The 23,325-nt window shown below is 58.7% G+C and carries 20 protein-coding genes; 17 read left to right on the forward strand and 3 right to left on the reverse strand.

Annotated features, from left to right (window positions below; genetic code table 11):
- The first annotated feature begins 151 nt into the window (after positions 1-151).
- The 17 genes from HWX48_RS08770 to HWX48_RS08850 all read left to right on the forward strand — a co-directional run bounded on the left by HWX48_RS08770 (position 152) and on the right by HWX48_RS08850 (position 20,315).
- Positions 152-1,054, forward strand: coding sequence for a hypothetical protein (locus tag HWX48_RS08770; RefSeq protein ID WP_175956697.1), 903 nt, complete (start codon positions 152-154; stop codon positions 1,052-1,054).
- A 162-nt stretch (positions 1,055-1,216) separates the two neighbouring features.
- Complete coding sequence (locus HWX48_RS08775) at positions 1,217-4,621, forward strand: UvrD-helicase domain-containing protein (RefSeq protein WP_254873047.1); 3,405 nt, start codon at positions 1,217-1,219, stop codon at positions 4,619-4,621.
- 385 nt (positions 4,622-5,006) lie between these two features.
- Entirely contained in the window at positions 5,007-6,197 is a 1,191-nt protein-coding gene (sucC, locus tag HWX48_RS08780; RefSeq protein WP_175956699.1) for an ADP-forming succinate--CoA ligase subunit beta, read from the forward strand.
- Positions 6,198-6,226: 29 nt separating this feature from the next.
- On the forward strand, positions 6,227-7,147 hold the full coding sequence (gene sucD, locus HWX48_RS08785; protein ID WP_175956700.1) for a succinate--CoA ligase subunit alpha: 921 nt from the start codon (positions 6,227-6,229) through the stop codon (positions 7,145-7,147).
- 376 nt (positions 7,148-7,523) lie between these two features.
- Positions 7,524-8,666, forward strand: coding sequence for a hypothetical protein (locus HWX48_RS08790; protein WP_175956702.1), 1,143 nt, complete (start codon positions 7,524-7,526; stop codon positions 8,664-8,666).
- Positions 8,659-9,345 carry a response regulator transcription factor gene (locus HWX48_RS08795; RefSeq protein ID WP_175956704.1) on the forward strand — a complete coding sequence of 229 codons (687 nt, stop codon included), beginning with the start codon at positions 8,659-8,661 and terminating at the stop codon, positions 9,343-9,345. The genes HWX48_RS08790 and HWX48_RS08795 overlap by 8 nt, the downstream gene beginning before the upstream one ends.
- A gap of 136 nt (positions 9,346-9,481) precedes the next feature.
- Positions 9,482-10,537 carry a hypothetical protein gene (locus tag HWX48_RS08800; RefSeq protein WP_175956706.1) on the forward strand — a complete coding sequence of 352 codons (1,056 nt, stop codon included), beginning with the start codon at positions 9,482-9,484 and terminating at the stop codon, positions 10,535-10,537.
- A gap of 109 nt (positions 10,538-10,646) precedes the next feature.
- Positions 10,647-11,729 (forward strand): hypothetical protein, encoded by a 1,083-nt coding sequence (locus tag HWX48_RS08805; RefSeq protein ID WP_175956708.1) that lies wholly within the window; start codon positions 10,647-10,649, stop codon positions 11,727-11,729.
- Positions 11,730-12,053: 324 nt separating this feature from the next.
- A complete protein-coding gene (locus tag HWX48_RS08810; protein WP_175956709.1) occupies positions 12,054-14,132 on the forward strand; it encodes a DUF6350 family protein in 2,079 nt (692 codons plus the stop codon).
- A gap of 63 nt (positions 14,133-14,195) precedes the next feature.
- Positions 14,196-14,792 (forward strand): phosphoribosylglycinamide formyltransferase, encoded by a 597-nt coding sequence (locus HWX48_RS08815; protein ID WP_175956710.1) that lies wholly within the window; start codon positions 14,196-14,198, stop codon positions 14,790-14,792.
- Positions 14,793-14,853: 61 nt separating this feature from the next.
- Positions 14,854-15,159: an SAV_915 family protein gene (locus HWX48_RS08820; protein WP_175956711.1), complete on the forward strand. Its 306-nt coding sequence runs from the start codon at positions 14,854-14,856 to the stop codon at positions 15,157-15,159.
- Entirely contained in the window at positions 15,156-15,449 is a 294-nt protein-coding gene (locus HWX48_RS08825; protein WP_175956712.1) for a hypothetical protein, read from the forward strand. Before HWX48_RS08820 ends, HWX48_RS08825 begins: the two co-directional genes overlap by 4 nt.
- Positions 15,446-16,498 carry a hypothetical protein gene (locus HWX48_RS11150; protein WP_217701615.1) on the forward strand — a complete coding sequence of 351 codons (1,053 nt, stop codon included), beginning with the start codon at positions 15,446-15,448 and terminating at the stop codon, positions 16,496-16,498. The genes HWX48_RS08825 and HWX48_RS11150 overlap by 4 nt, the downstream gene beginning before the upstream one ends.
- A 27-nt stretch (positions 16,499-16,525) precedes the next feature.
- On the forward strand, positions 16,526-17,470 hold the full coding sequence (locus HWX48_RS08835; RefSeq protein WP_175956713.1) for a hypothetical protein: 945 nt from the start codon (positions 16,526-16,528) through the stop codon (positions 17,468-17,470).
- Positions 17,471-18,245: 775 nt separating this feature from the next.
- Positions 18,246-18,416 carry a hypothetical protein gene (locus HWX48_RS08840; RefSeq protein ID WP_175956714.1) on the forward strand — a complete coding sequence of 57 codons (171 nt, stop codon included), beginning with the start codon at positions 18,246-18,248 and terminating at the stop codon, positions 18,414-18,416.
- A 17-nt stretch (positions 18,417-18,433) separates the two neighbouring features.
- Positions 18,434-19,363 carry a hypothetical protein gene (locus tag HWX48_RS08845; RefSeq protein ID WP_175956715.1) on the forward strand — a complete coding sequence of 310 codons (930 nt, stop codon included), beginning with the start codon at positions 18,434-18,436 and terminating at the stop codon, positions 19,361-19,363.
- 376 nt (positions 19,364-19,739) lie between these two features.
- Positions 19,740-20,315, forward strand: a complete 576-nt coding sequence (locus HWX48_RS08850) for a hypothetical protein (RefSeq protein ID WP_175956717.1) — start codon at positions 19,740-19,742, stop codon at positions 20,313-20,315.
- Positions 20,316-20,924: 609 nt separating this feature from the next.
- On the opposite strand, the gene HWX48_RS08855 is transcribed toward HWX48_RS08850, so the two are convergent.
- From HWX48_RS08855 to HWX48_RS08865, 3 genes are all read right to left on the reverse strand, one after another.
- Positions 20,925-21,215, reverse strand: coding sequence for a WXG100 family type VII secretion target (locus tag HWX48_RS08855; RefSeq protein WP_175956719.1), 291 nt, complete (start codon positions 21,213-21,215; stop codon positions 20,925-20,927).
- Positions 21,196-21,642: a hypothetical protein gene (locus HWX48_RS08860; RefSeq protein WP_175956721.1), complete on the reverse strand. Its 447-nt coding sequence runs from the start codon at positions 21,640-21,642 to the stop codon at positions 21,196-21,198. Before HWX48_RS08860 ends, HWX48_RS08855 begins: the two co-directional genes overlap by 20 nt.
- A gap of 361 nt (positions 21,643-22,003) precedes the next feature.
- The gene (locus HWX48_RS08865) at positions 22,004-23,281 is read right to left on the reverse strand and encodes an ATP-binding protein (RefSeq protein ID WP_254873048.1); all 1,278 of its coding nucleotides are present in this window, start codon (positions 23,279-23,281) and stop codon (positions 22,004-22,006) included.
- Positions 23,282-23,325 lie beyond the last annotated feature (44 nt).

The raw sequence follows: 23,325 nt of genomic DNA on the forward strand, positions 1-23,325 counted from the left end.
ATCGGATACAAAAAACCGGCTTGGCCTCTTGCCGGAGGCCAAGCCGATGCGACCAAAGAACTGGCCGAGATGTGAACTGTCAGTCTACACGAGTCCTTGGAGGTAAAGAACCTCCCTCGTCCTTTGGTCGATGAGCGTTAGGAGATCTTCTTTGAAACTGACAGATTATTATGGCATCTCAAGTCAGGTGCCTTTCGTGAATGTCGACGTGAAGAACGACTCTAAGTTGTTCGTTGATCCGTGCGCAGTGAGGATGTTTGCTGGACATGTGAAGCAAGGTAGCTTAGCCGTCACATGTCTCGATACATTTTTCGCCGAACTGAGGGAGTCAAAGCTCGAAAGCCCGCGCGCAGAGGAGTTGCTCGGCAGTTTCCGTGAGCCATGGGAGACACGCATGGGCCTCTCTACTGAGGGAAGCTATGGGCGTGGTGGTGCCACAGACACGGGGCTAAAGATCTTGGGTGAACTGCGAGCGAATAGTGATGCCTACTTTGAACTCGCAATCATGAAACGCCTAGAGCACCTCCCTCTCTTCATTGAAGGGGTGGCTGATGACATCACTTCCGACATCACCACGCGGATTATTTTTGACGCTCTCGTCGATTTCACCAATGAGATGATGTTGCTCTATCCTCAGCTCGCTCGGGAGACTAAGCGAGTGGTGAAGCAAGTCTGGAACCCGGACAGTCGGGATTGGGAAGAGAAGGAAGTTGTTCTCCCTGTTGCAGGAGGCAAAGAACTCCTTCTTGTTCCCCGGGAATGGGCTCAAGCAAATATCCTCATGTCTCATAAGCGTTACTCAGACAAAGTTGTGCTCGATTTTTATCAAGAGAAACGCACGGTGCTTGACATTAATGGGCACGCTCACAAGCCGCGCAAGGAGGAGCTGCGTAGGGACAAGACACTTGAGCTCGGCTGTCGTAAAAACCTTGAGGTGACCCTTCGTCGACTGGGGGAGGGCAGAGAGGTGGTCGCTGAGTTTGAGGCCTTTGTTGACGAGCACTACGACTCGACAAAGAGGATGCAACTCCAAGACGAGCACTTGGAACGCTAAGGGAATCTGCTAGCGACTACAAGGCAACAAACTTGCCTCTAACCTCTAGGGGGTTGCGTGTCGGGAATCGAAGACTCCCCACACACAACCCCCTATGCCTGACATTTATTGCCGTGGGCGATCACGCAAATGCGGGGTTGCTGGCCTAAAGTGGGGGACACCATGAGTACTGACTTCACTGGATTGCCTGACTTGGGACTGCCTGACCTAGGCCTGCCGGATCTTGACTCCTTCGACCAAGGCCTCTTCGACATGGGCACCCCTGCCTCTGCTCCGTCTGCCACCACTACACCTGCTTCTGCTGGAGGCAAGGGCGGCGCTCCCGTGCGCACCTTGGATGAAAGCGCCTACGGCCTCGCCCCCGATGGTGCGTCAGGCGTGGGCACTCGGGGCGGGGACCCCCTGGGCACAGGCACTTTGGGCGCAGAACATCTGGGCACAGCGATCTCCTCGGCCTCGGGCATGCCGGGTGGAGTCCTCCCTAAAGGCTACGTCCCGGCAGATGCTCCTGCCTACGAGGACGACGCCCCCGCCGACTATGTACCCGCCGAATATGTACCCTCCGAGTACGTGCCCGCGGATGACGCGCCCGACGACAATAATGCGTGGCCGAGCGTTGCCTATCCCGGCGGCGTTGAAGGCAACACTGCGGCCTACTACGGGGGCGGTGGCCTCGCCAATTGGGGAAATCAGCCGCCCGCTATCGACACCAGTGAACTGCTCAAAGGCCTCAATCAGCAGCAACATGACGCCGTCGTCCACGAGGGCGAGCCCCTGCTGATCATGGCCGGCGCGGGGTCAGGAAAAACTCGTGTCCTGACCCACCGTATCGCCTACCTTTTGGCCACCGGCCGCGCCCGAGCCGGGCAAATCCTCGCCATCACCTTCACCAACAAAGCCGCCGCCGAAATGCGTGAACGCGTTGCCGACCTCGTCGGGCCAGAGGCGAAACGCATGATGGTCTCAACCTTCCACTCTGCCTGCGTGCGCATTCTCCGCAAGGAATACCGGGCCGCAGGGTTGAGCTCCACCTTCACCATCTACGACTCCCAAGACTCCCAACGCCTGCTGCAGATGGTGCTCAAATCCCATGACGTCGACATTAAGCGCTACACGCCAAAGCTCGTTGCCGCACGCATCTCTGACCTGAAAAACGAGCTCATCAGCCCGCAGCACTACGCAGAAACCGCGCCGAACGACCCGATCTCACGCATCGTCTCAGCCGCATACAGTGATTACGACAAGCGCCTCCGCCAAGCCAATGCGCTTGATTTCGACGACCTCATCATGCGCACCGTCGCCCTGCTGCGCGACAATCCGGCTGTCGCTGAGCACTACCACCGGCGTTTCCGCCACATCCTGGTTGACGAGTATCAGGACACTAACCATGCTCAGTATGTGCTGGTCCGCGAACTCGTTGGAGACGGTGAGGATCACGTTCCGCCTGCTGAGCTGACCGTCGTAGGTGACTCTGACCAGTCCATCTACGCCTTCCGTGGTGCCACCATCCGTAATATCGAAGAGTTCGAACGCGACTTCCCCGGCGCACGTACCATCATGCTTGAGCAAAACTATCGCTCAACGCAAAACATCCTCACCGCCGCTAACGCCGTCATCTCACGTAATGAAGGCCGCCGACCCAAAAACCTGTGGACCGACTCGGGAGCGGGCTCGCTCATTACCCTTGATGCCGCCGACTCGGACCGCGACGAAGCCCGTTTTGTGGTTGCCGAAATCGACCGCCTGAATGACGAGGGCACCAACTGGGGCGACATTGCCGTTTTCTACCGCACCAACGCTCAATCACGCTCCATTGAAGAACTCTTCGTCCGTCAAGGCATCCCCTACAGGGTTGTGGGCGGCACCCGATTCTACGAACGCAAAGAAATCAAAGACGCCCTGGCCTACCTGCAAGCCATTGCCAACCCCGATGACACCGTTGCGCTGCGGCGCGTTCTAAATACGCCTCGGCGCGGTATTGGTGCCAAGGCTGAGGAATTATTGGTTGCTTACGCGGACCAGTACGGCATCTCCTTCGGGCAGGCCATCGCTGACGTGTGGGAGCAGGCAGGTCGCCCGGCTGGCGAGGCCGAAGGGCTGGAAGTGCCCGGCGCTCTGGCGAACACATCCGAGAGCGCCCGCCTTGTAAGCGGACGGTCGCCGGAGGACGAGGTGAGCGCCGGTAGCGGTGCGGATGCGGGGGCGCTCGTCTCGCCCATGAGGCCTGGCGCCTCCGGCGCGGCCTCAACGCCCGACCTAACCGCGACGAACGCCCCCGAACCCGCTGATTCGCTGGCGGGTGAAGTTCCGTTGATGGAACCCGAGCCGACGATTGTTGAGGCTGCTGAGACCCGCGAGACCACATCCCCCACTGCGGATAGGGGAGTGGAAAGGCCGGGGCCCGCTGGAGTGAGCGCTCGAGCTCTCAAGGCCATTGCCGGATTCTGGGGGCTGCTGGATGCTTTGCGGCGCTGCGACCAGGCGGGCATGAGCGTTGGCGACATTCTCGAAGAAGTCCTGGACCGCACGGGGTATTTGGAGCAACTGCGCAGGTCGGAGGATCCGCAGGACGCCTCGAGGGTGGAAAACCTTGCTGAATTGCACTCTGTTGCCGAGGACTTCAACGCCAGCCTTGTGGCGGCGCAAGCTGAACGGAGTAAGCAAGCTGAACAGAGCGCCCAGACCGAACAGGCTGTACAGGGTGCGCCGGGTGCGCGAGGCGTACTGGATGCCGAGAACCCACAACCGCACGGACACCTCGTTGATTTCCTTGAGCGTATCTCTCTGGTGGCCGACTCTGACCAGCTTCCTTCCGAGGACGGGCGTTCAGGACAGGTCACACTCATGACCGTCCACACGGCCAAGGGCTTGGAGTTCCCGATCGTGTTCGTGACCGGCATGGAAGATGGCACGTTCCCCCACCAGCGATCCCTTGGTGAAGTGGCGGAGCTTGCCGAGGAGCGACGACTCGCCTATGTAGCGATTACCCGAGCTCGTGAACGCCTCTACCTGACGCGTGCGGCTGTGCGATCAGCCTGGGGGACACCTCAAGAAATGCCGCCCTCGCGATTCCTTGATGACATTCCCGAAGAAGTCGTGCATGTGCGCAGAGCTGCCTCATCCATGCAGCGTATTCGAAGTGGCGAATGGGGGACTGGCTCTGGCTATGGCGGCTCTGGTTACCGCTCTGGTGGTGGTGACACTTCCGGCAGTTATGGCTCCAGCGGACGCAGGGGAGAGTGGGACGATGACGGCCCTGTGATTGGTTCTGGCCGGAGCTCAGGCTCATCCTCAAAGCCTTTCGTTCCTCACCGCTTGGGCACAACCGTGCGTATGGGCCAGTCAACTGGGGTAAACGGCGCTGCGGGTCAGAGTGGGGTGGCGGGAACCTCGTCAGATAAACCCGTGCTCACACTGAAGGTAGGCGATCGCGTTTCCCACGCTACCTTGGGAACTGGAACAGTTGTGGGCATTGAAGGATCGGATGCGCGTACTGTCGCGAGAATCTCCTTCGGCGGCACCGAGAAACGACTGCTCGTGCGCATGGCGCCCCTCGAAAAGCTCTGAATACAGTAGGGCCTAGGCAACGACTGTGATGAATGGGGCTTGAGGGCGTTCCTGCTGTTGTGTGGTGTACGACTTAGAGCTTTATGTACGTGGTGCGCCGCGTACACAGTGCACTAAGCCGTACACAGTGCACTAAGCCGTACATAAGGGGGCAGGCTGTGCATAGTGTGCCAAGTCGTACATAAGGGGGAGGCCTGGCAGGCAAGGCCCAAACCTGCAGTATGCAACGCCCCTCCCCTCATCGGGCAAAGGCACAGTAAAATTGTCCAAATTTGGGACTGAAGGCCTAAAAGGGGGTAATCTGGACGCGACGTCTCAACGCTGAGTCTCAGCGCACTGCCGCGCACCCCTGGTAGTGCCAGAACAAACAAGTAGAAGGAAAAGTATGGACCTCTACGAGTACCAAGCGCGAAACATGTTCGCTGCCCACGACGTACCCGTCCTGCCTGGCATCGTCATCACCAGCACTGAAGAAGCCCGCGATGCTGCGCGCACTCTCTTCGATGGCGGTGCCTCGCTGCTGGTCGTCAAGGCCCAAGTCAAGACCGGTGGCCGCGGCAAAGCGGGTGGTGTCAAGCTCGCCACTTCGGTTGAAGAAGCAGAAGAGAAAGCCTCGCAAATCCTGGGCATGGACATTAAGGGCCACATCGTCCGCAAAGTCCTGATTGCCTCGGCTGCAGATATTGCCGCCGAATACTACTTCTCCATCCTCCTAGACCGCTCCAACCGACGCCACCTAGCCATGTGCTCACGCGAAGGCGGCATGGAGATTGAGGCCCTCGCCGTGGAACGCCCCGAAGCTCTGGCGAAGGTCCCGCTTCAAGCGGGAGTTGGTATCACCGACGAGGTTGCCCGCGACATCCTCAGCGCCGCACGCTTCACCCCCGAAGAACAACACGCTATCGCTCCAATCCTCGTCAAACTCTGGGACGTATACGCCCGTGAGGATGCCACCCTGGTTGAGGTCAACCCCCTGGTTTCCACCCCGGATGGCGAGATTATCGCCCTGGACGGCAAGGTCAGCCTGGATGATAATGCAACCTTCCGTCACCCTGAGCATGTTGAGCTGGCAGACATCACCGCTGAGGATCCCCGCGAAGCCATGGCCAAGGCCGAAGGCCTGAACTACGTGCGCCTGGAAGGTGAGGTCGGCATTATCGGCAATGGTGCCGGCCTGGTTATGTCCACCCTGGACGTTGTCGCTATGGCCGGTGAAGACCTGGGCGTGCGCCCCGCTAACTTCCTCGACATTGGTGGTGGTGCTTCCGCAGCCGTCATGGCCAAGGGCCTGGATGTCATCCTCGGTGATGAGCAGGTTCGTTCCGTCTTCGTCAACGTTTTTGGCGGCATCACCGCTTGCGACGAGGTTGCCAAGGGTATCCTTGGCGCCCTTGAACTGCTGGGCGATGCAGCAACTAAGCCGCTAGTGGTTCGCCTGGACGGCAACAAGGTCACAGAAGGCCGCGCCATCTTGGAAGAGGCTGCTCACCCGCTGGTCCACCTGGATCCCACCATGGACGGTGCCGCCCGCCGTGCAGCCGAACTTGCCGCCGCCGAAAAAGCCGCAGCAAAGTGACCCGGAACGACTAAGGACTAGGAGAAACAATGTCGATCTTCCTCCACGCCGACTCGCGCGTCATCGTTCAGGGCATGACCGGCGGCGAAGGCATGAAGCACACCACCCGCATGCTCAGCGCCGGGACGAAAGTTGTTGGCGGCGTTAACCCTCGTAAAGCGGGCACCAGCGTCACCTTCACCGTTGAAGGCTACGGCCCTGCAGCCGACACCGTCACAGGCGGCGAGGTTGAGGTTCCCGTCTACGGCACCGTCGCTGAGGCCCGCGCCGAAACCGACGCAAATGTGTCCGTCGTCTTCGTACCCCCAGCCTTCACCAAAGCAGCCGTCCTCGAAGCCATCGATGCGGGCATGGAAACCGTTGTTGTCATTACCGAGGGCGTACCCGTGGCCGACTCCGTTGAATTCGTGGCCCGCGCTCTGGAAGCTGGCGTACGCCTAATTGGGCCCAATTGCCCCGGCATTATCAGCCCCGGACAGTCCAATGTTGGCATCACTCCCGCCGACATTACCGGCCCCGGCCGCATTGGCCTGGTATCGAAGTCGGGCACGCTGACCTACCAGCTCATGTACGAGCTGCGCGACCTAGGCTTCACTACCTGTATCGGTATTGGCGGTGACCCGGTTGTCGGCACCACCCACATTGATGCTCTGGAGGCCTTCGAGAAGGACCCCGACACCGACCTGGTCGTCATGATCGGTGAGATCGGCGGTGACGCCGAGGAACGTGCCGCCGCGTGGATCAGCGAAAACATGACCAAGCCGGTGGTGGCCTACGTGGCGGGCTTTACCGCTCCTGAAGGCAAGACCATGGGCCATGCCGGTGCGATTGTGTCCGGCTCAGTCGGCACGGCTGCGGCTAAGGCTGAAGCTCTGGAAGCTGTGGGCGTGAAGGTGGGACGTACTCCGTCGCAGACCGCCTTGCTGGCCAGGGAGATTCTGCAGGGCTGAGGGGACACATCACCCCAACCTGAAAGGGGCGTAGGCCGGCAGTCGCGCTCACACTCTCCTGCAGAACCTCGTCCGTGATAAACGAGATTAGTTCCCTGGGTGCGTGGCCAAGAGGGTCACGCACCCAGGGAACTTCCGTGTGTGGACGCATTTTGTCCTGCAACCGGCTTTTGGTTCAAGGGGATCCGAATTGAATGCGGGGCTCCTTGTGCGCGAAGCTCTTAGTCACTCATGCCTCCCCGCACACGGCTGCATGTGAGCGACCAAGAGGACATCGAGCAACGATCGGTCCTTATTGACTTTTGTTAATGGAAAAGGATGCCCTCATCGCAGACAATGGAGCCGACCTGTAGGCAGCAACATAGGGGGAGGGGACGTGAGTAAAGCTCATGCCTACCTTGCGATTAGCCTAGCCCTTGTCTGTGTGGACGCTGTGGCCTGGACCTTCATATCTTCTCCGCCGATGCATGGTCTGCTTCTCATGGCCGCCATCGTCCTCTCAACAGTTCTCATCGCCCGTTATCCCACTCCTGCAGCCCTCACCACGGCTGCTCTGTGCCTGATCTGGCCCGTCTTTTTGCCCCCCTTCGGTAGCGTCGGCTTCACCTCTTTCCTGATCGTGGTTGCTGCCGCTGATTTGATTTCACGCCGACAGTGGGCACTCGCTGCGGGGATCGCGGCTCTTGCGCTTATCATCGGCGTGGTGACACGTACGCAGGGAAACATACTGACCGGTGTTGTGACTGTCATTCTCCAAACGGCAATCGCGCTCCCCTTTGGACTCTCGATGTACTTCAACCAGGCGCGGATTCATGGCCTTGAACATGCATTACAACTGGCCACTCAGCGCACCCGTATGGATGTTGCCATGTCCTTGCATGACACGGTGATGACAGACCTGAGCAAGATACTGGTTGCTGCCCGCACCATCAGAGCTCAGGATTCTTCTGGTGCCTTCGGCCAAGAGTGCGCCCTTATTGAAGGCTCAGCCGAACGATCCGTGAAATACTTGCGAGGTTTTGCTGATATCCTCCAACCTGACGGAGAGGTGCCCGCACAATCTTTGGCTGAAATCCTGCGGGAAGCACAAGTGATCCTGCGTCAAGAACGCCGGAGCCTCCGCGTGGACTTGCCAGAAGAACCTGACTTGCGAGAAGCCTTAGGGGCTGTCGCCTACGACTTCCTTGTCCTCTTCATTCGGGAGGGGCTGGTCAATTGCGCGAAGTACACTCCTCACGGGGCCACAGTACGCGTGTGGGGCGAAATCACTGATGAACAAGTCGAGGTTGCCATCGTTTCGGCATACACTGCGTTGTCGATGAACGAGGTCGATGCCGCACTGACCTCGGGGCGAGGGATTGAGAACCTACGTCGTAGGGCGCAGTTTCTCAACGGAGAAGTGATGGTTGGGCAGGTGGCAGACAAATGGATGCTGTCCATACAGTTGCCCACACGTGAACCTTCACATGAGGAGACCGAAGCGCTCTCCTCAGAAACCCGGGAGGAAGCTCGTGACTGACACGACCCAAGCGCCGTGGCCGCTGAAAGTCCTTCTTGCCGAGGACGAGCCCGAGCTGCGCGAACGCCTTGCCCGTCTGCTTGGCGCAGACGGGCGGGTCAGCATCGTGGCAACAGCGGCACATGGGAGGCAGGTCCTTGATCTCCTACAAGTGCATAGCGTCGATATTGTGCTCCTTGACGTTGAAATGCCCATCATGGATGGGGTGGAGACGGCCCAGCGTCTTTCTCGCCGTCACCCGAGAGTAAAGGTTGTCATGTACACCGCTTTTGAGCGGCAGGAACGCTTGAGTGCGGCAATGGCCGCAGGCGCAGTGGCCTTCTTAACCAAGGACATGCCGCCGGAGGAAGTGATCAATGGCCTGCTGCGTATCCATGCTGGTGAACGTCTTCTTTCAGCACGCGCAACGGAAAGTGCCCTTGAAGCCTTACGACACCTTGGGGAGCAGCGTCAAGAAAGTGAGCGCTGGTTCAGCCTCGTTGAATCGCTAAACACTGGCCAGCGTGAGGTGTACGAGGTGCTCATCACAGGAGCATCAAACCGTGAGATTGCCGAATGCGTGGCCTATTCGGAGGGCACGGTGCGAGTGTATGTCACGCAGATTCTTGATGCCCTGGGGTGCCGCTCTCGAACTGAAGTGGCATTGAATGCGGCGCGGGCTCAGGCGCGCGTGCACTGACGGCGAACACTGAAGAGTAGGGATAGTACAGTCGGTGAGAGTGGTTGCAACGACACATCAGAAGGAAGGCGGCCCACTGCGCGAGGGCACCGCAGAATCGGGCACTCGGAAAGCTAGGTGCGGGGTAACCTGCAGTGTGGGAAAACAGCATGCCTTCCCCGCAACGCTGGCCATTACGGTGGCGCTCGGACTAAGCGGCTGTAGTGGCCTCGTCACAGAAGGGCCAGATGCGATAAACGAGGTCACCCGCGCACCTGAATCAGCCGCATCGACCCCCTTGGAGGGAGCAGAGGAAGCGAAAAGCCGCGTTCCCGCAATCAGCGACGCTACACCCGCTAAAGATCAAAAACGATGGACCCTGCCAACCGACGCCTACTATGGTGGGCAGATCAGCAGATTAACAAGCGATGCCCACATCGTTGCGCGCGCCCACTGCCTGCGAAAGGCCGGATACAGCGACTACCCCATCCACGTCACCCCATTCGCCCCGCCACCGGAAACAGAGACGGCAGGAGGCATCGGGCATCGTTTTACTGAAGAAATCGCCGCCACATACGGTTACCGTTTGGCTCCCGATCCTGGCCGGATCGACAGTGTCGAATTGCCGGACTGGTCGAACATGCCAGACGGCTTTGCCGACGATGAGCGGGCCTGCACGCTGAAAGTGTCAGCGCGTTTAGCGGGCACCACTGTGGAAGAGTATGAAAATCTTTTAGCCAAAGATTCGCCGTTAGCCCAGTTGCACGAGTCGCCCCTGGAACAGTGGCGGACATTCTTCACGCCCGAGTTTCGAGACATTGAGACGCAACTGGATCGCCTTCGTGTTGATCTGACGAGCCCCGAGCTCACACAAGCTGCCCAACGTTGGCGCGAATGTATGGCGCCCCTGAAGATCGTTGACCTGCCCGAGCGGCCATGGCCAAATGTCTCCCAACGGATGCCTGATTCATTGCGTGACAGGTGGAATTGGGAAACAGATGGCGACGCCTCCGCCGATGAGATCGCCGTTGCTCGCCATGATGCCGCCTGCAGACGATCATCAGGGTGGTTCGACACCCTGTACGAGCAGACCTGGAGCCTTCACGAAGAGTTCATGACCGCGCATAAGGACGAACTTGCACCCCTGCTGGAACGCCACCGCGACAACGCGAAGCGCGCTGTTGAAGTGCTCGCCTCCTATGGATACAAGTAAGGCAGCGCATTAACAAAAATCAATAGAGGTGGTAGTGCGCCCCTTCCTAGCATGGTGAGAAGAAAGCACTCACGGTGGCAGGAAGCCACATTCTGTCGAAGGAGACACCATGACGCGCATACGCTCCACTCTCGGCCATACACGGCGCACCTTCATTGCCGGGGCTGCGCTCGCTCTGATGATCGGAGCATGTAGCGCCAACCCATCTGATTCCAGTGTTGCTGGAAGAGGGCAATCATCTGCCCCTTCAAGCGTGCATCTCAGCGCACAGAACGGCGCTACGGTGGCCTCGTCAGAAAAAATAAGCGTGGACCTTGCCTCTCGGATGCCCATTTTTTCGGAGGAAATCCCTGAAAAAGACCAGCAACGCTGGGTGATGCCCACCGACATCTACACGGGACGCGTCCTGGGAAAGTTAGCATCTGACGCGGAGATTGTCGGCACCGTGCAGTGCATGCGCGAATCGGGCTACCCCGACTACCCGCTACATATCAAGCTTTTCCAACCCGAGGACGCGGTAATGCCCTGGGGAGCATCGAACAATATCTTCACCGAAGAGATCGCCGCGAAATACGGTTATCGTATGGATGGTAATGGCGACTACGTTGAAGGCGTCACTCTGCCCGACCCAGCCACGATGCCGCCGGAGTTTGATCAGACATGGAAGCGTTGCACGATGGAGGCCGCCCGCCGTGTGCGCCCACATGAAGTTGCACAGATTGAGAAAGAGAAAGCCGAGGGACTGCCCGAAACAGAGGCAGAAATACAGGCAGCAGCCGAGAAAGCACAACAGAGCATCGGGTCCAAACTCAACCGTCTGGGCAGCGACCCCACTTTGCCCCAACTTCTTGATGCTGCGGCAAGGTGGCGAGAATGTATGGCTCCCCTGGGAATCCCAGACCTTCCAGAACGCCCGTGGCGCAACGCATCACGCAGAATGCCTGAATCTTTGCAGATACGCTGGCAATGGGAGACGAGTGGGCAACCCTCAGCTGACGAAATCGCCGTGGCAACGCATGATGCTGCTTGTCGACGTTCCTCTGGCTGGTTTGACGCCCTTTACGAGGCTGAATGGGCCGTGCGGGAAGAATTCGTCAACACCCACCGCGACGAACTGGCCCCCATCGTGGAAGAGCAACGCGCTCAGGCGAAGGCGGCCCTTGAAGTGCTTGCCGCATATGAAGGACAGTAATCAAAATCCGCTGCGCGAGCTGCGTACCCAGGGAACTTCCGTGTGTGGACGCCTTCTGTCCTGTAACTGCCTTTTGGTTCAAGGGGATCCGCATTGCATGCGGGGCTCGTTACACGCGAAGCTCCTGGCCGCTCATGCCTTGCCGCGCACGGCTGCATGTGAGCGACCAGGAGGACATCAAGCAACGAAGGGCCATGGACGTACTCCTGGTACATAGAACGCAGAGGCGATGTGAGCATTGAGACCCATTGGGGAGGCCCACAATTCACCCATCCTCGGCGCTGCACCCAGCAGGGGCGCAGGATGTAGGCGACGATGGAGACGATGAGTGAAACACCCACCCCCAGCACCCCCTCACGCGGCGAAGCCCTGAATGGTCAATCTTCGCGTGGCTCAGCCATGCCCGGTGACAGCGTTACTGCGAGCGCGCGATCGGATGCCCGAAGCATGGACGCCTCTGCCAGCACCTCGGCTGAAGCCTCACGCCATATGGTGACACCCGTCCGAGGTATCAGCACGCCCACTCACGGTGTGGGCAGTCGAGCTCAGGCAGGCGCCACCCCAACCGACAGCGAGGCCGCACCTGGCCGACAAAGCGCCACGCCGCCGGTGGCCTCGTCAGACGAACAACGCCCGCGCGCTGCGCGCAGCGAACGTAAAACCCTGCGCATCCGTATTCCCGACGGCTGGGGGCGGTCACTCTTGGCAGGCGTTGAAGGAGCACTGCTGGGGTGGGCGCTGTCGACCACGCTGGTGCTCGTCACCTACCTGGGGGTTTCTGGTAACCCGTGGATGGGAAAAATTTCGTGGGATGACGCGATGGCGGTGGGGTCTGACCTGTGGGCGATGAGCCTGGGGAGCCCGCTCACTGTCAACGAAGTCACCTACCGTGCGGTGCCACTGCTGATGACTCTGCTAGCTGTGGTCATCCTGCGTCTGCTGCTGTTCACGGGACGCCACTTCCCGGCCTCCGCATTGTGGTTTGCCGTGCCCGCATACATGGGCACAACCGCCCTGCTGGTGGGGAGCAATACGACGCATCACTCGTGGCCAGCGACAATGATTGGCGCTTTCTGCTGCGCTACGCTGGCAACCGCGTGGGCGGCCCTGGGGCAGACCCGCGCCGCCTACCGTAAAGCCTGCACGCTGGCTCGTGAAGCCGACACCGCGCCACCTGAACCTCCCCGAATGATGCAGATTCCCGAATGGCTGCGCATCGGCCTGCGTCAGGGGGCGGCCATGACGGGCATCGTTGGGGTGGCCAGCTTGATTGCGCTGATGAGCCTGGTATTCGTGCGCTGGGAGAACGTCGTTGCCATTGCTGACTTGCTGCATCCGGCAACTACGGTAGACACGGTGATGCTGGCTATCGCGCAGGCGCTCTTTGTGCCGACGGCAGGCGCATGGGTGGCGGCCTGGGGAGCGGGGCCAGGCGTCGTCCTGGGGCCCGACACTGTCCATTCGCTGACGTCAGCTCCGACCGCGCCGATCCCGCCGGTGCCTTTCCTTGGCGTGCTGCCTTCCTCTCCCGTGGGCGCATGGGTGGTGTGTGTGCCGCTGGTGTTGGGTGCCCTGGTGGGGGTACTTTTTGCCTGGCGAGGCCGCCTGCCTTCCCTACGTGAGCAGGCCTATGCGTTGGGCGTCGCTGCGGGAGTGTTCGCCCTGTTCATGGCTGCGTGGATGTGGCTGTCGATCCTGACCTTGGGACAGGGACGCATGGTGGGGATCGGCCCGCGTCTGGAGTGGACGCTGCCTGCGTTGCTGGGGGAAATCCTGGGCGCGGTTGCGCTGATCGTGGTGCTTTCACATCCCATCACTCGTGCATGGATGCAGGGGTGTCGCGCGGACGCTCACGAGGCACTGGCTGGAAGTAGTTTGGGTCAGAAGATCCGTGCGGGTCGGGCTGCTCACGAGGGCGTGGCTGAAGCTGGCCCCGGCGAAGGTGCCTCCTCTGGCATGGCTGAAGGAAGCACTGGTCTGGAGGCGAGAGCGTCCAGGACTGAAGATCTCGACCCTGACGATATTCCCACCGAGGTATTCTCAGTTGCCGAGGGTGCTGATTCTGTGCAGCCAGAGTTGGTCGAAGTTTCCGAGTCGTCTGAGGGTGACGCTGCGACCTCGCAAACGACTGAAACGGATGCTGTGACCACCGAGACGACGGCTCCACTGTCTGAGGTAATCGCCTTAGCGGAGGACGTTACGGATGATCCGGCCATAAACGAGGCCGCTTCTGATGTAGACGCTCGCGGTTCTGCCCAGAACCCTTCAATAGAAGCGGCCGACACCGGCTCTGTCGACACCGGCTCGCTGTACGCCACCACGCGTCGGCCTCGCCCAGCGACGGAGGCCGACACCATCCCCACCACCCGCATCCCCCGCATTGAGGACCCCGCCGATGACTAAGCACACGCAAGCACCTCTGGCTCCCGCCCGCATCCTCGTCCTCGTGCGGGGGAGGGGTCGAATATGAAGGCCGTCGTCGAGGCTAGCCGCGCCGCCTACTGGGGCGGCAGGGTCGTGGCCGTCGGCGCGGACCGGGAGTGCGCAGGCCTGGAGTGGGCTGCCGAGCAGGATATCCCCACCTTCTGCCACCCTTTCAAGCGTGGCGCGGAAGGTGCCCAAGGGGATCGTGCGCAGTGGGACCGTGCGCAGTGGGACCGCGAGCTGGCTGCACTCATGGCTGAGTACGAGCCAGACTTGGTGGTCTGCGCCGGATACCTCAAGCTGTTGGGGACTGCGGTTTTGGAGCGCTTCGAGGGGCGTATTGTCAACACCCATAACTCCCTGCTGCCTTCCTTCCCTGGCGTGCGCGGGCCCGCTGATGCCATTGAAGCGGGCGTGAAGCTGGCGGGTGCGACCCTGTTCATCGTCGACCCCGGCCTGGATACGGGCGCGATTGTCGCTCAGGTGGCCGTGCCCGTTGAGGACGAGGACGACGCGGACTCTCTGCTGGCACGCATCAAGATCGCCGAGCAGAAGCAACTGGTCGAGGCCGTGGGCCGCATGATCCGCGAAGGCTGGACCATCAACGGACGCCGCGTGCGGTACGGGGTGGAAAACTAAGTCGCGGCGAAGCACGGGCAAATAGCAGCGGGAGTGAGTTAGGGTCACCTAGGATCAAGGCATGTCTGACTTTGCTAGCTCGGTGAATGTACCGTCCCCTTCGGAGAATCGTTGGGAGATTCTTCCGCCTGTGGTTTATGTCCCTTGTGTGCTTGATGAACGCAATGAAGCACACCTTGCCTTGCGTGAAATGCCTGATGGTAGGCGCGCGTTGCTTGTCTACACGGCGCTTGATCGGCTGATTGATATGGCTGGGGAGCAGACGCCTTGGGTTCTGATGGACTGGGCAATGTTGGAAGAGGCTCAGCAGGTCGATGGGTTTGACATGATTGTGAAGGACATTGTCATTCCAGAGGAGCGGCGATGACAGCTCAGGAGTTGCGCTTTAGCTCAGATGTCAGCGATGTAGTGTCGCGCCAGATGGACGCTACTGTTGTTGAGATGAGGACGGCACGCCACTTCAAACCTGAAGTTCGAGATGCGGGTGCTCTGACAACGGTGCTGTCTGCTTTTATTGAAGAGGTCGATAGCGTCCTTTTGGCAGCGGCGGAAGGAATCGGGCGATACGGGGAGAACCTTCAAAGAGCCGCTGAAGGATTTTCCGATGTTGAACGTCAGGTGTGTGAAGCGATTGTTAATCAGGAGCGTGCGCTGTGAGCATTCACGCGGATTTTGAAGGGCGCCCTGAGGTCTTTTTTGCGCTTGAGCAATGGCTCCGACATAGGGTGATCCCGTCGTTCGAAAACTCGGAGAGCGACCTGCGATTTGCATGTCGAAGGATTGAGGACGATTGGGCAGGGGAGACCGCTCAGGCTGCTTCACAGTGGGCGAAGGATAAGAGCCGGGCGTGTGGAGAAATCCTCAGGGAAATATCTCCTGTCATCGACATGTTGTATGACTACGGGACGTGCCTCGACCGGGTACAGAAATCAGCGGAGCAGATACGTCAAGAAGCCAGAGATACTGGATTGACAGTCGTTGGTGACACAATTTATCCACCGGAGCCGAACGGTCCAGATGACGACCAATATCTACGGCGTCAAGCGATTTATGAAGATCTATCCTACCGGATGGAGCAGTTGCGCAGCGAGGAGTATTGCGAGCGCGCGGCACTAGAGAGCTTGGTGCCAAAGACTTTGGGGGACTGGGTTCAGGCCTTTGATATAGGGACATCGATGTCGATGGCTTCGGTGGTGGGGTACTCGACATATCGAGGAACAAAGTGGGGCCAGGAATATGCGTCCGCCCTTGATGATGGAGCGAAGGCTCTCAAAGGAAGGGTGCTTGCTGATCCTGTGGCTTTTGGCGGAGGGAAGCTTGCCAATCAAGTCCTCAACGATGTCGATGCGGCACATTTTCAAGCCCAGGTCCTTCGGTCCGAGACTGGCGCGTTTAAAGTGACGCCGACTGCGTTTAAGGTAGCCGGGGGTGGTCTAGCCGTTGGAGGGATGTTTCTCGCAGGCTATGAGGATTATCAGAACGGTGAAACTCTTGTTCAGGCGGGTGTTTCAAATGCGATCGCTGGGGCAGTGAGTGTTGGAGCCTCTGCGATTGCGTCGGCTGGCGCATCCGCTGCAATGGGAGCGGCTTTCGGCTCCGTAGTGCCGGGTCTGGGAACAGTTGTTGGTGCACTTGTTGGGATTGGGGTAGGAATCGTGGTTTATACCTGTACTGATAATGCCGTCGATAGCTTCTTTGAGAACTGACGCTGTTCAATCAAGAGAAGAGGGAGTATGGGTACACCTAATCGTGGTGTTAGCTGCAGGTTCCGTGACCTGCCATGGATATGGTGGTTTATCGCTATCTTTTACATGATCCTCGGAGTTTGGTTTGCCATTGCGATCTTTCGGATTGCTCTCCAGCGTGAGTCTGTTTTACTCCCGGTTATGGCGCTCGGATTATCACTAGTTGCAGCAGGACTGATAGGGCTCGGGGTAGCTTCATTGTTTGGTGCTCGCGGGCGCCTAGATTATGTGCATTACCCGCATGTTCAAAACAGCACCGATGGAGTACAGCTACATGCTGAAAATCAACCGGACACTTTCCTTTCTCCCATAGTTGGTTGGAGTAGCGGCGGTCTCACATTCGTGGGTATGTTCATTGCCTCGCTTTCAGAGCTGCCAGACCAGCGTGTGAACACGCTAGTTTATGTGTTCGGTTTTGCTTTCTTTGTTTTAGCTGCATCGATCATGTTTATGCGTGCAGGTGTGTTGTTGTGGTTACGGTCGCGGCGGCGGGTGTTTCCTGGTGATGTGGTGTTGTCGGTGGAGGGTGTGTCTCAGCGTGTGGGGGATGTGGTGTGGGAGGTTGCTTGGGCGGATATTGTGCGTGCGGTGGGTGCGAGGAAGAGCGCGCGTGGTGATGTGGTGTTGGTGTATCGGGTGGTGAGTGGTCCTGTGTGTTGTGGGTGGGGGTGTTGGTGGCGTCGTTGGGGTGGTGTGCGTGCGAGGGATTTTCGGTTGTTGGTGTCGCCGTTGTCGTTTAGTGTGTCGCCGTGGGATGCGTTGGTGGCGTTGGCGTTTTCGCCTGGGTGGGAGGAGTTTATTACTGCTCCGGATGCTGTGGAGCGTGTGCGGGCGTTGTTTGAGGCGGAGTCTTTTGAGGATCGGGTGTGGCCCAGTTATACGCCTTTTGAGAATCGTGGCCGGTACATGCATGACCTGAAGAAGCTGCCATGAGAGGAACACTGCGATAGTGACAACAGGGGTACAAGGCCGTTTTCGTGACCTTCCATGGCTGTGGTGGGGTGTGGCAGCTTTGTATGCAGGTACAGGATGGGTCCTCGGTGTGGCAGCTTTCTACCAAACGTATCTGAGAGGCAGTGCGCACCTTGAGCTTGTGGGATTAGGTTTGATCCTTGTTGCTGTAGGTGCGACAGGGATTGGTTTTTCTGCGCTGTTGGCTGCTCGGGAGCGCTTAGATTGCCACCGTTTTCCTGCTGTTGAAAGGGTGGATGGTGGTGTGGTTCTCAGGGCAGGCATCTATCCTGACTCCTACCTATCGCCAGCCGTCGGGTCATTTAGCCTTGCCCTTCTTTTTCTCTTAGCTCTCCTTTTTAGTGCAGGTGACCCCACACCTGTTCCCCGGAGGGCTGAGGTTCTTTCGTACGTAATTTTCGTGACTGTTTTCGTCGTTTGTCTCAGCCGTGGAGTTGTGCTGTTGTGGTTGCGGTCGCGGCGTCGTGTGTTTCCTGGGGATGTGGTGTTGTCGGTGGAGGATGTTTCTCAGCGTGTGGGGGATACGGTATGGGAGGCGGCTTGGCACAACATTGTGCATTCAGCGGAGGCAAAAAAGACTGTGCGCGGTGATGTGCTGTTAGTGTCGCGTGTGGTGAGTGGTCCTGTGTGTCGTGGGTGGGGGTGTTGGTGGCGTCGTTGGGGTGGTGTGCGTGCGAGGGATTTTCGCTTGATGGCATCGCCGTTGTCGTTTAGTTTGCGGCCATGGGAGTCCCTTATGCGCCTGTCTCGTACACCGGAATGGGAGGAGTTTATTACGGCTCCGGATGCTGTGGAGCGTGTGCGGGCGTTGTTTGAGGCGGAGTCTTTTGAGGATCGGGTGTGGCCCAGTTATACGCCTTTTGAGAATCGCGACTGGTACGTGCAAGACATCCAGAAGCAGCTGTGAATGAAAGGCCGAGAGGAATGAGAGGGGCACGAGGCCGTTTTCGTGACCTTCCATGGCTGTGGTGGATTCTCGCCGGAGCATATGCGGCTATTGGATGGCTCTTTGCCGGAGCTTTTACTTATCAGGAGATTCTCAAAGCTCGATCCTTCCTGTGGATTATGGTTCTGGGGCAACTTCTTATTGCCATCGGCGCTTCTGGCTTGGGTTTTGCCTCGTTACTCTCCGCTCAATCGCGTATGGACTGCGCGCGGGCACCGAAGGTGGAGCGAGCTAACAACAGCATCATTTTGAGGGCTGGTGTAAAGCCGGATAGCCGCTTGTCGCCCATAGTTGGCTGGTGCAGTGGGGCTGCTGTCTTCCTTGGAGCTCAAGTGGTGCAGCTGTCTTATTCTCCACCGCAAGAATCTGTCCGGGAGATCATCGTTTTTCAATTGACGATGGGAAGCATTGCAGTCCTCATGTTTGTGCGTGCGGGTGTGTTGGTGTGGTTGCGGTCGCGGCGTCGGCTCTTTCCTGGTGATGTGGTGTTGTCGGTGGAGGGTGTTTCTCAGCGTGTGGGGGATGTGGTGTGGGAGGTTGCTTGGAACGACATCGTGCATGCGGCGGAGGCAAAAAAGACTGTGCGTGGTGATGTGCTGTTAGTGGCGCGTGTCGTGAGTGGTCCTGTGTGTCGTGGGTGGGGGTGTTGGTGGCGTCGTTGGGGTGGTGTGCGTGCGAGGGATTTTCGGCTGCTGGCATCGCCGTTGTCGTTTAGTTTGCGGCCATGGGAGACTCTCATACGCCTATCTCGCACACCAGAATGGGCGGAGTTCATTACTGGGCCCGATGCTGTGGAGCGTGTGCGGGCGTTGTTTGAGGCGGAGTCTTTTGAGGACCGACATTGGCCCAGTTACACGCCTTTTGAGAACCGGGGGCGTTACATGCATGACCTGAAGAATCTGCCGTGAGAGGAATGCTGCGAGAGTGATGACGGGTGTGCAAGGCCGTTTTCGTGACCTACCGTGGATATGGTGGGTTTTAGCTGGCGCATATCCAGCTCTGGGAATTACCTTCGCTATCGTGCTTGCCCTGGCTTTGGCTGGACAAGAGATGGAGGGACTACCGCAGACAATCGCAGGATTGGCTGTGATCGCGAGTGGGCTCGGGGGAATAGGGGTTTCAGTTCTGTTGGGCGCGAGGGCGCGTCTCGACTGCATGCGCCATCCCCATGTTGAAGTAGCTGACCGGGGTGTGCTTTTACGAGCGGGCACTCTACCTGACACCTATCTCTCTGCAGCTGTTGGGTGGTTTGGAGGAGCACTTATCCTTGGGGGCCTTGTACTGGTGACTTCGGCAGATGACTCCCATCCACACTCTCGCCTGCCGGTTTCTTTCGTCCTCAATGTCATGGGGCAGATCGGCGTTGTGTTCATGCTTATGTGGGCAGGTGTGTTGTTGTGGTTACGGTCGCGGCGGCGGGTGTTTCCTGGTGATGTGGTGTTGTCGGTGGAGGGTGTGTCTCAGCGTGTGGGGGATGTGGTGTGGGAGGTTGCTTGGGCCGATATTGTGCGTGCGGTGGGTGCGAGGAAGAGTGCGCGTGGTGATGTGGTGTTGGTGTATCGGGTGGTGAGTGGTCCTGTGTGTCGTGGGTGGGGGTGTTGGTGGCGTCGTTGGGGTGGTGTGCGTGCGAGGGATTTTCGGTTGTTGGTGTCGCCGTTGTCGTTTAGTTTGCGGCCATGGGAGACTCTCATACGCCTATCTCGCACACCAGAATGGGCGGAGTTCATTACTGGGCCCGATGCTGTGGAGCGTGTGCGGGCGTTGTTTGAGGCGGAGTCTTTTGAGGACCGACATTGGCCCAGTTACACGCCTTTTGAGAACCGGGGGCGTTACATGCATGACCTGAAAAACCTGCCGTGAAAGAGGCGCGGTATATTCGCGCGCAAGCTAACGCCTTCGCTGCCGTGCCTCCCGACGCATAAGTTTCCTGAGTGCGGCCATTTTTTTTGGGGTGGAGGGGGTGATCTTTGTCCAGATCTAAAGCACTGCATGCCAGGGTTTCTTGGACACTCAAACCTTCTGCAGCGAAAGCCTGTGGAAGAGAGTCAAATGCATCCACAGCCTGAAGCTTGGGGGAGACCCAGCCCCTATCGGAGGCAACACTGACAAAAGAGCAGAATAGTTCGCTTATGCGGGCATCGCTGGTTGAGCGGGCGATAATAGCGACTCGCACAAGTGTATGTTTGTTTCTCAGGCTGGGCACAAGAAAAAGCGGCGGCAGCACCTCCATAAGGAAATCTGCGACCATTTCCTCCTTATCGCCGCCCGCACGCATGACGACCCCCTTCCACCCCCTCGCAGCGTCCCCGTGGGCAAGCAGAGCAGAATCAAGATTCCACGGATCAGAAGAGTATCCGCGAGCCTTTAGAAAACGGTAGGTAAAAGAAACCGCCTCGGTTGGTCCTAGCGGGACCAAAAAGCGGCGTGTGGGCATGACCTGAAATCGTGACATGTGAGGCTTTTATCGTGTTAGAGCGACCAGATGCTTGCAACCGTGGCGTCAGCACGTTCGTAGAGTTCACGGCATTGCTCAAGCGCACGCGCGGCACGCTCAGCATCAGTAGAAATCCGCATCAGATCCGCGTTCTCTAAGTGCCACCGCCGCATTGCTGCGTCAGCACCTTCACCCGTCCACGCTCCAGCGAGAATGCTCATGTCTCGGTCAAGGGTATTGACCGTTTCAGCGATGCGGGAGCTAGCGGAACGGAGGTCTTCTGCGGCATAAGTCAGTACAGGAGACTCAACTCGCAGGATACTCATCGGCCAAACTCCCTCCAGTAGTCAGGGAAATCGTTGGGATCACTGCGCGGGGGTCTGCACCCTCACCGCAGCGAGCGCGTTCCATCTCATCAAGAGGGGAATCCTGACCAGCGTTTTGTTGTTGCTGCCAGGCATCTCGCATCGCCGCTAGATTCCGTTGAGCGAGGCGACATACTTCTTGCGCCTCACGCGAGGTGTCTTCCCCCGAAAAAATCTGTTCAAGGGAGGTCTGGCCAGAATCGATTCTTTCTCGGAGCTTTTTCCACTCCAGCCCTAGCTCACCAGATCGGGCGCGGGCTACGCGCTTATCGTCCGCAGTTTCGGCAGCCTTTTTCTCGGCTTCGAGTTGGCGGTTGAGTGTATCGAGCCGGGAGATCATTTCGTCGAAATTGAAAGATGCGCCAGAGAACGGGGTGGGGGTGCTCATATCTGGGCCATGCTTCCTTGTCTGCTTTGGCGTAGCTGTCGATGGTGTTTTGCATTGCCTGAGCAGAATGTTGATGAGCAGTGATGAGGTACTCAAAGACCTCTGATCCGGTGCTCACAATGGCATCGTTGATGGGAAGGAATGCGCTGAAGACGCCTCCCATCTTCGAACCATTAATCGCACACCATTGATTGGCGTCATCCTTGGTCCGAGTGAGGTGTTCAAATCCTTAGCGTGCAAGTACTTGTTGGGCGAGTCCCAGGTCTTCGTATTCGACTTCATCGTGATCCTATTCGTCGAAGAACTTCCTGCTGGTGAGCATAAAGTCCAACAGGAGAAAATGGGGAGTGTTGAGAGTGCTTTACACCCCCAGCGTCCCAAGTGGAATCACATGCACGCCATCGGCGCGCGTGTAGGAAATGCCGGTCGGAGTAATGACGGCAAGGGCCGAGGGTGCGCGCTCAATCTTTGCCGCTACGCGCAGTAGATTCGCTGCGGCTTTATCGACCGCATCCACCCCGAGTTTGACCTCAAAGCCGATCCAACGGCCGACCTCGTCCTCGACAATGATGTCGATTTCATCGCGGCCCTTCGTGTCGCGGAAGTGGAAGACGCCGCGCGCGCCCATCGCCTGGGCGTAGATGCGCACATCGTGCGTCACTTGGGATTCGAATAGGAAACCCAAGGTATTGGGCTCGGCAAGCAAGCGATCTGGGGTCGCCCCCAACAGTGAAGCCGCCAGTGACGGATCAGTGAGGTGGCGCACCGGGGCTTGCCCTGCGGTTGTCTTGGAACGCAGTTTCGGTGACCACGCAGGTTGATCCTCCACCAGGAACATGCGCACAGCCAGGTCATGCAGGGTCGAGGCTGCCTGCGGGCCAACCGTTGCTGCCAGATAGTCGCCCATGTGCGCATTCAACGCCGTGAAAGCAGCGGGTTGAGCGGTAATGGTGGCAACCGCACGCAGGTAGGCCGAAAAACGCCGAGGATCACGCGAGGCGCCCGTCAATGTGCGGTAATCATGTTCCGTAATATCGGCCAGATAGGAACGAATCCGGCGACTTGCCACCTCTGGCGACGCATCCCACCAGCCCGGCCATCCGCCCACAACAAGACGGTCAATAACGTCAGAGAACTCAAGGGGGGAGTCTGTCACAGGAATCTGCTGGCCATCCTTCAGGTCAAATAGCCCTGACAGAGAGACTGACCCAGAAGAGTGTCCCGTCTCCACCAAAGACATGGTGCGCATGAGGATGCGATCAAAGCGTCCCGCTCCAGAATGACGCAGAGGATCGTCCTCGGGCGTCGCCGACCCCGTCAAAATGAACTGGCCAGACGTGCGTCGCTCATCCACCGCGCGGCGAACCTCGTTCCACAGACCAGGAACCAGTTGCCACTCATCCAATAAGCGCGGGGTCCCTCCCACCAACGCCGTGCTTGGCTGCTGCTGCGCTAAAGAGGCGCGAGGCTCGTTCATATCCAGGCGCAGTGAAGAGGTGGCAAACTGCAGAGCGGTTTCCGTCTTGCCGCAAGCGCGAGCGCCACGCAGCTCTATCGCCCCGGAACTCTCGAGGGCGAGTTGGATTTCAGCGTCAACAATGCGCGGAATATAGCCGTTCATGTGCTCAAGTATACGCATGGCTATAGGAGTTCTCCACTAGAGAGAATAGGAGTTCTCCACAC

It is taken from the genome of Schaalia sp. Marseille-Q2122, assembly GCF_903645355.1.
Lineage (GTDB): Bacteria > Actinomycetota > Actinomycetes > Actinomycetales > Actinomycetaceae > Pauljensenia.

What these genes read in the sequence shown, in the direction of transcription:
- HWX48_RS08775 (WP_254873047.1), top strand. Translation starts at nt 1,217, where the DNA reads ATGAGTACTGACTTCACTGGATTGCCTGACTTGGGACTGCCTGACCTA.
- sucC (WP_175956699.1), top strand. Translation starts at nt 5,007, where the DNA reads ATGGACCTCTACGAGTACCAAGCGCGAAACATGTTCGCTGCCCACGAC.
- sucD (WP_175956700.1), top strand. Translation starts at nt 6,227, where the DNA reads ATGTCGATCTTCCTCCACGCCGACTCGCGCGTCATCGTTCAGGGCATG.
- HWX48_RS08805 (WP_175956708.1), top strand. Translation starts at nt 10,647, where the DNA reads ATGACGCGCATACGCTCCACTCTCGGCCATACACGGCGCACCTTCATT.
- HWX48_RS08810 (WP_175956709.1), top strand. Translation starts at nt 12,054, where the DNA reads ATGAGTGAAACACCCACCCCCAGCACCCCCTCACGCGGCGAAGCCCTG.
- HWX48_RS08815 (WP_175956710.1), top strand. Translation starts at nt 14,196, where the DNA reads ATGAAGGCCGTCGTCGAGGCTAGCCGCGCCGCCTACTGGGGCGGCAGG.
- HWX48_RS08820 (WP_175956711.1), top strand. Translation starts at nt 14,854, where the DNA reads ATGTCTGACTTTGCTAGCTCGGTGAATGTACCGTCCCCTTCGGAGAAT.
- HWX48_RS08825 (WP_175956712.1), top strand. Translation starts at nt 15,156, where the DNA reads ATGACAGCTCAGGAGTTGCGCTTTAGCTCAGATGTCAGCGATGTAGTG.
- HWX48_RS08835 (WP_175956713.1), top strand. Translation starts at nt 16,526, where the DNA reads ATGGGTACACCTAATCGTGGTGTTAGCTGCAGGTTCCGTGACCTGCCA.
- HWX48_RS08840 (WP_175956714.1), top strand. Translation starts at nt 18,246, where the DNA reads ATGCGCCTGTCTCGTACACCGGAATGGGAGGAGTTTATTACGGCTCCG.
- HWX48_RS08845 (WP_175956715.1), top strand. Translation starts at nt 18,434, where the DNA reads ATGAGAGGGGCACGAGGCCGTTTTCGTGACCTTCCATGGCTGTGGTGG.
- HWX48_RS08855 (WP_175956719.1), bottom strand. Translation starts at nt 21,215, where the DNA reads ATGAGTATCCTGCGAGTTGAGTCTCCTGTACTGACTTATGCCGCAGAA.
- HWX48_RS08860 (WP_175956721.1), bottom strand. Translation starts at nt 21,642, where the DNA reads ATGAGCACCCCCACCCCGTTCTCTGGCGCATCTTTCAATTTCGACGAA.
- HWX48_RS08865 (WP_254873048.1), bottom strand. Translation starts at nt 23,281, where the DNA reads ATGCGTATACTTGAGCACATGAACGGCTATATTCCGCGCATTGTTGAC.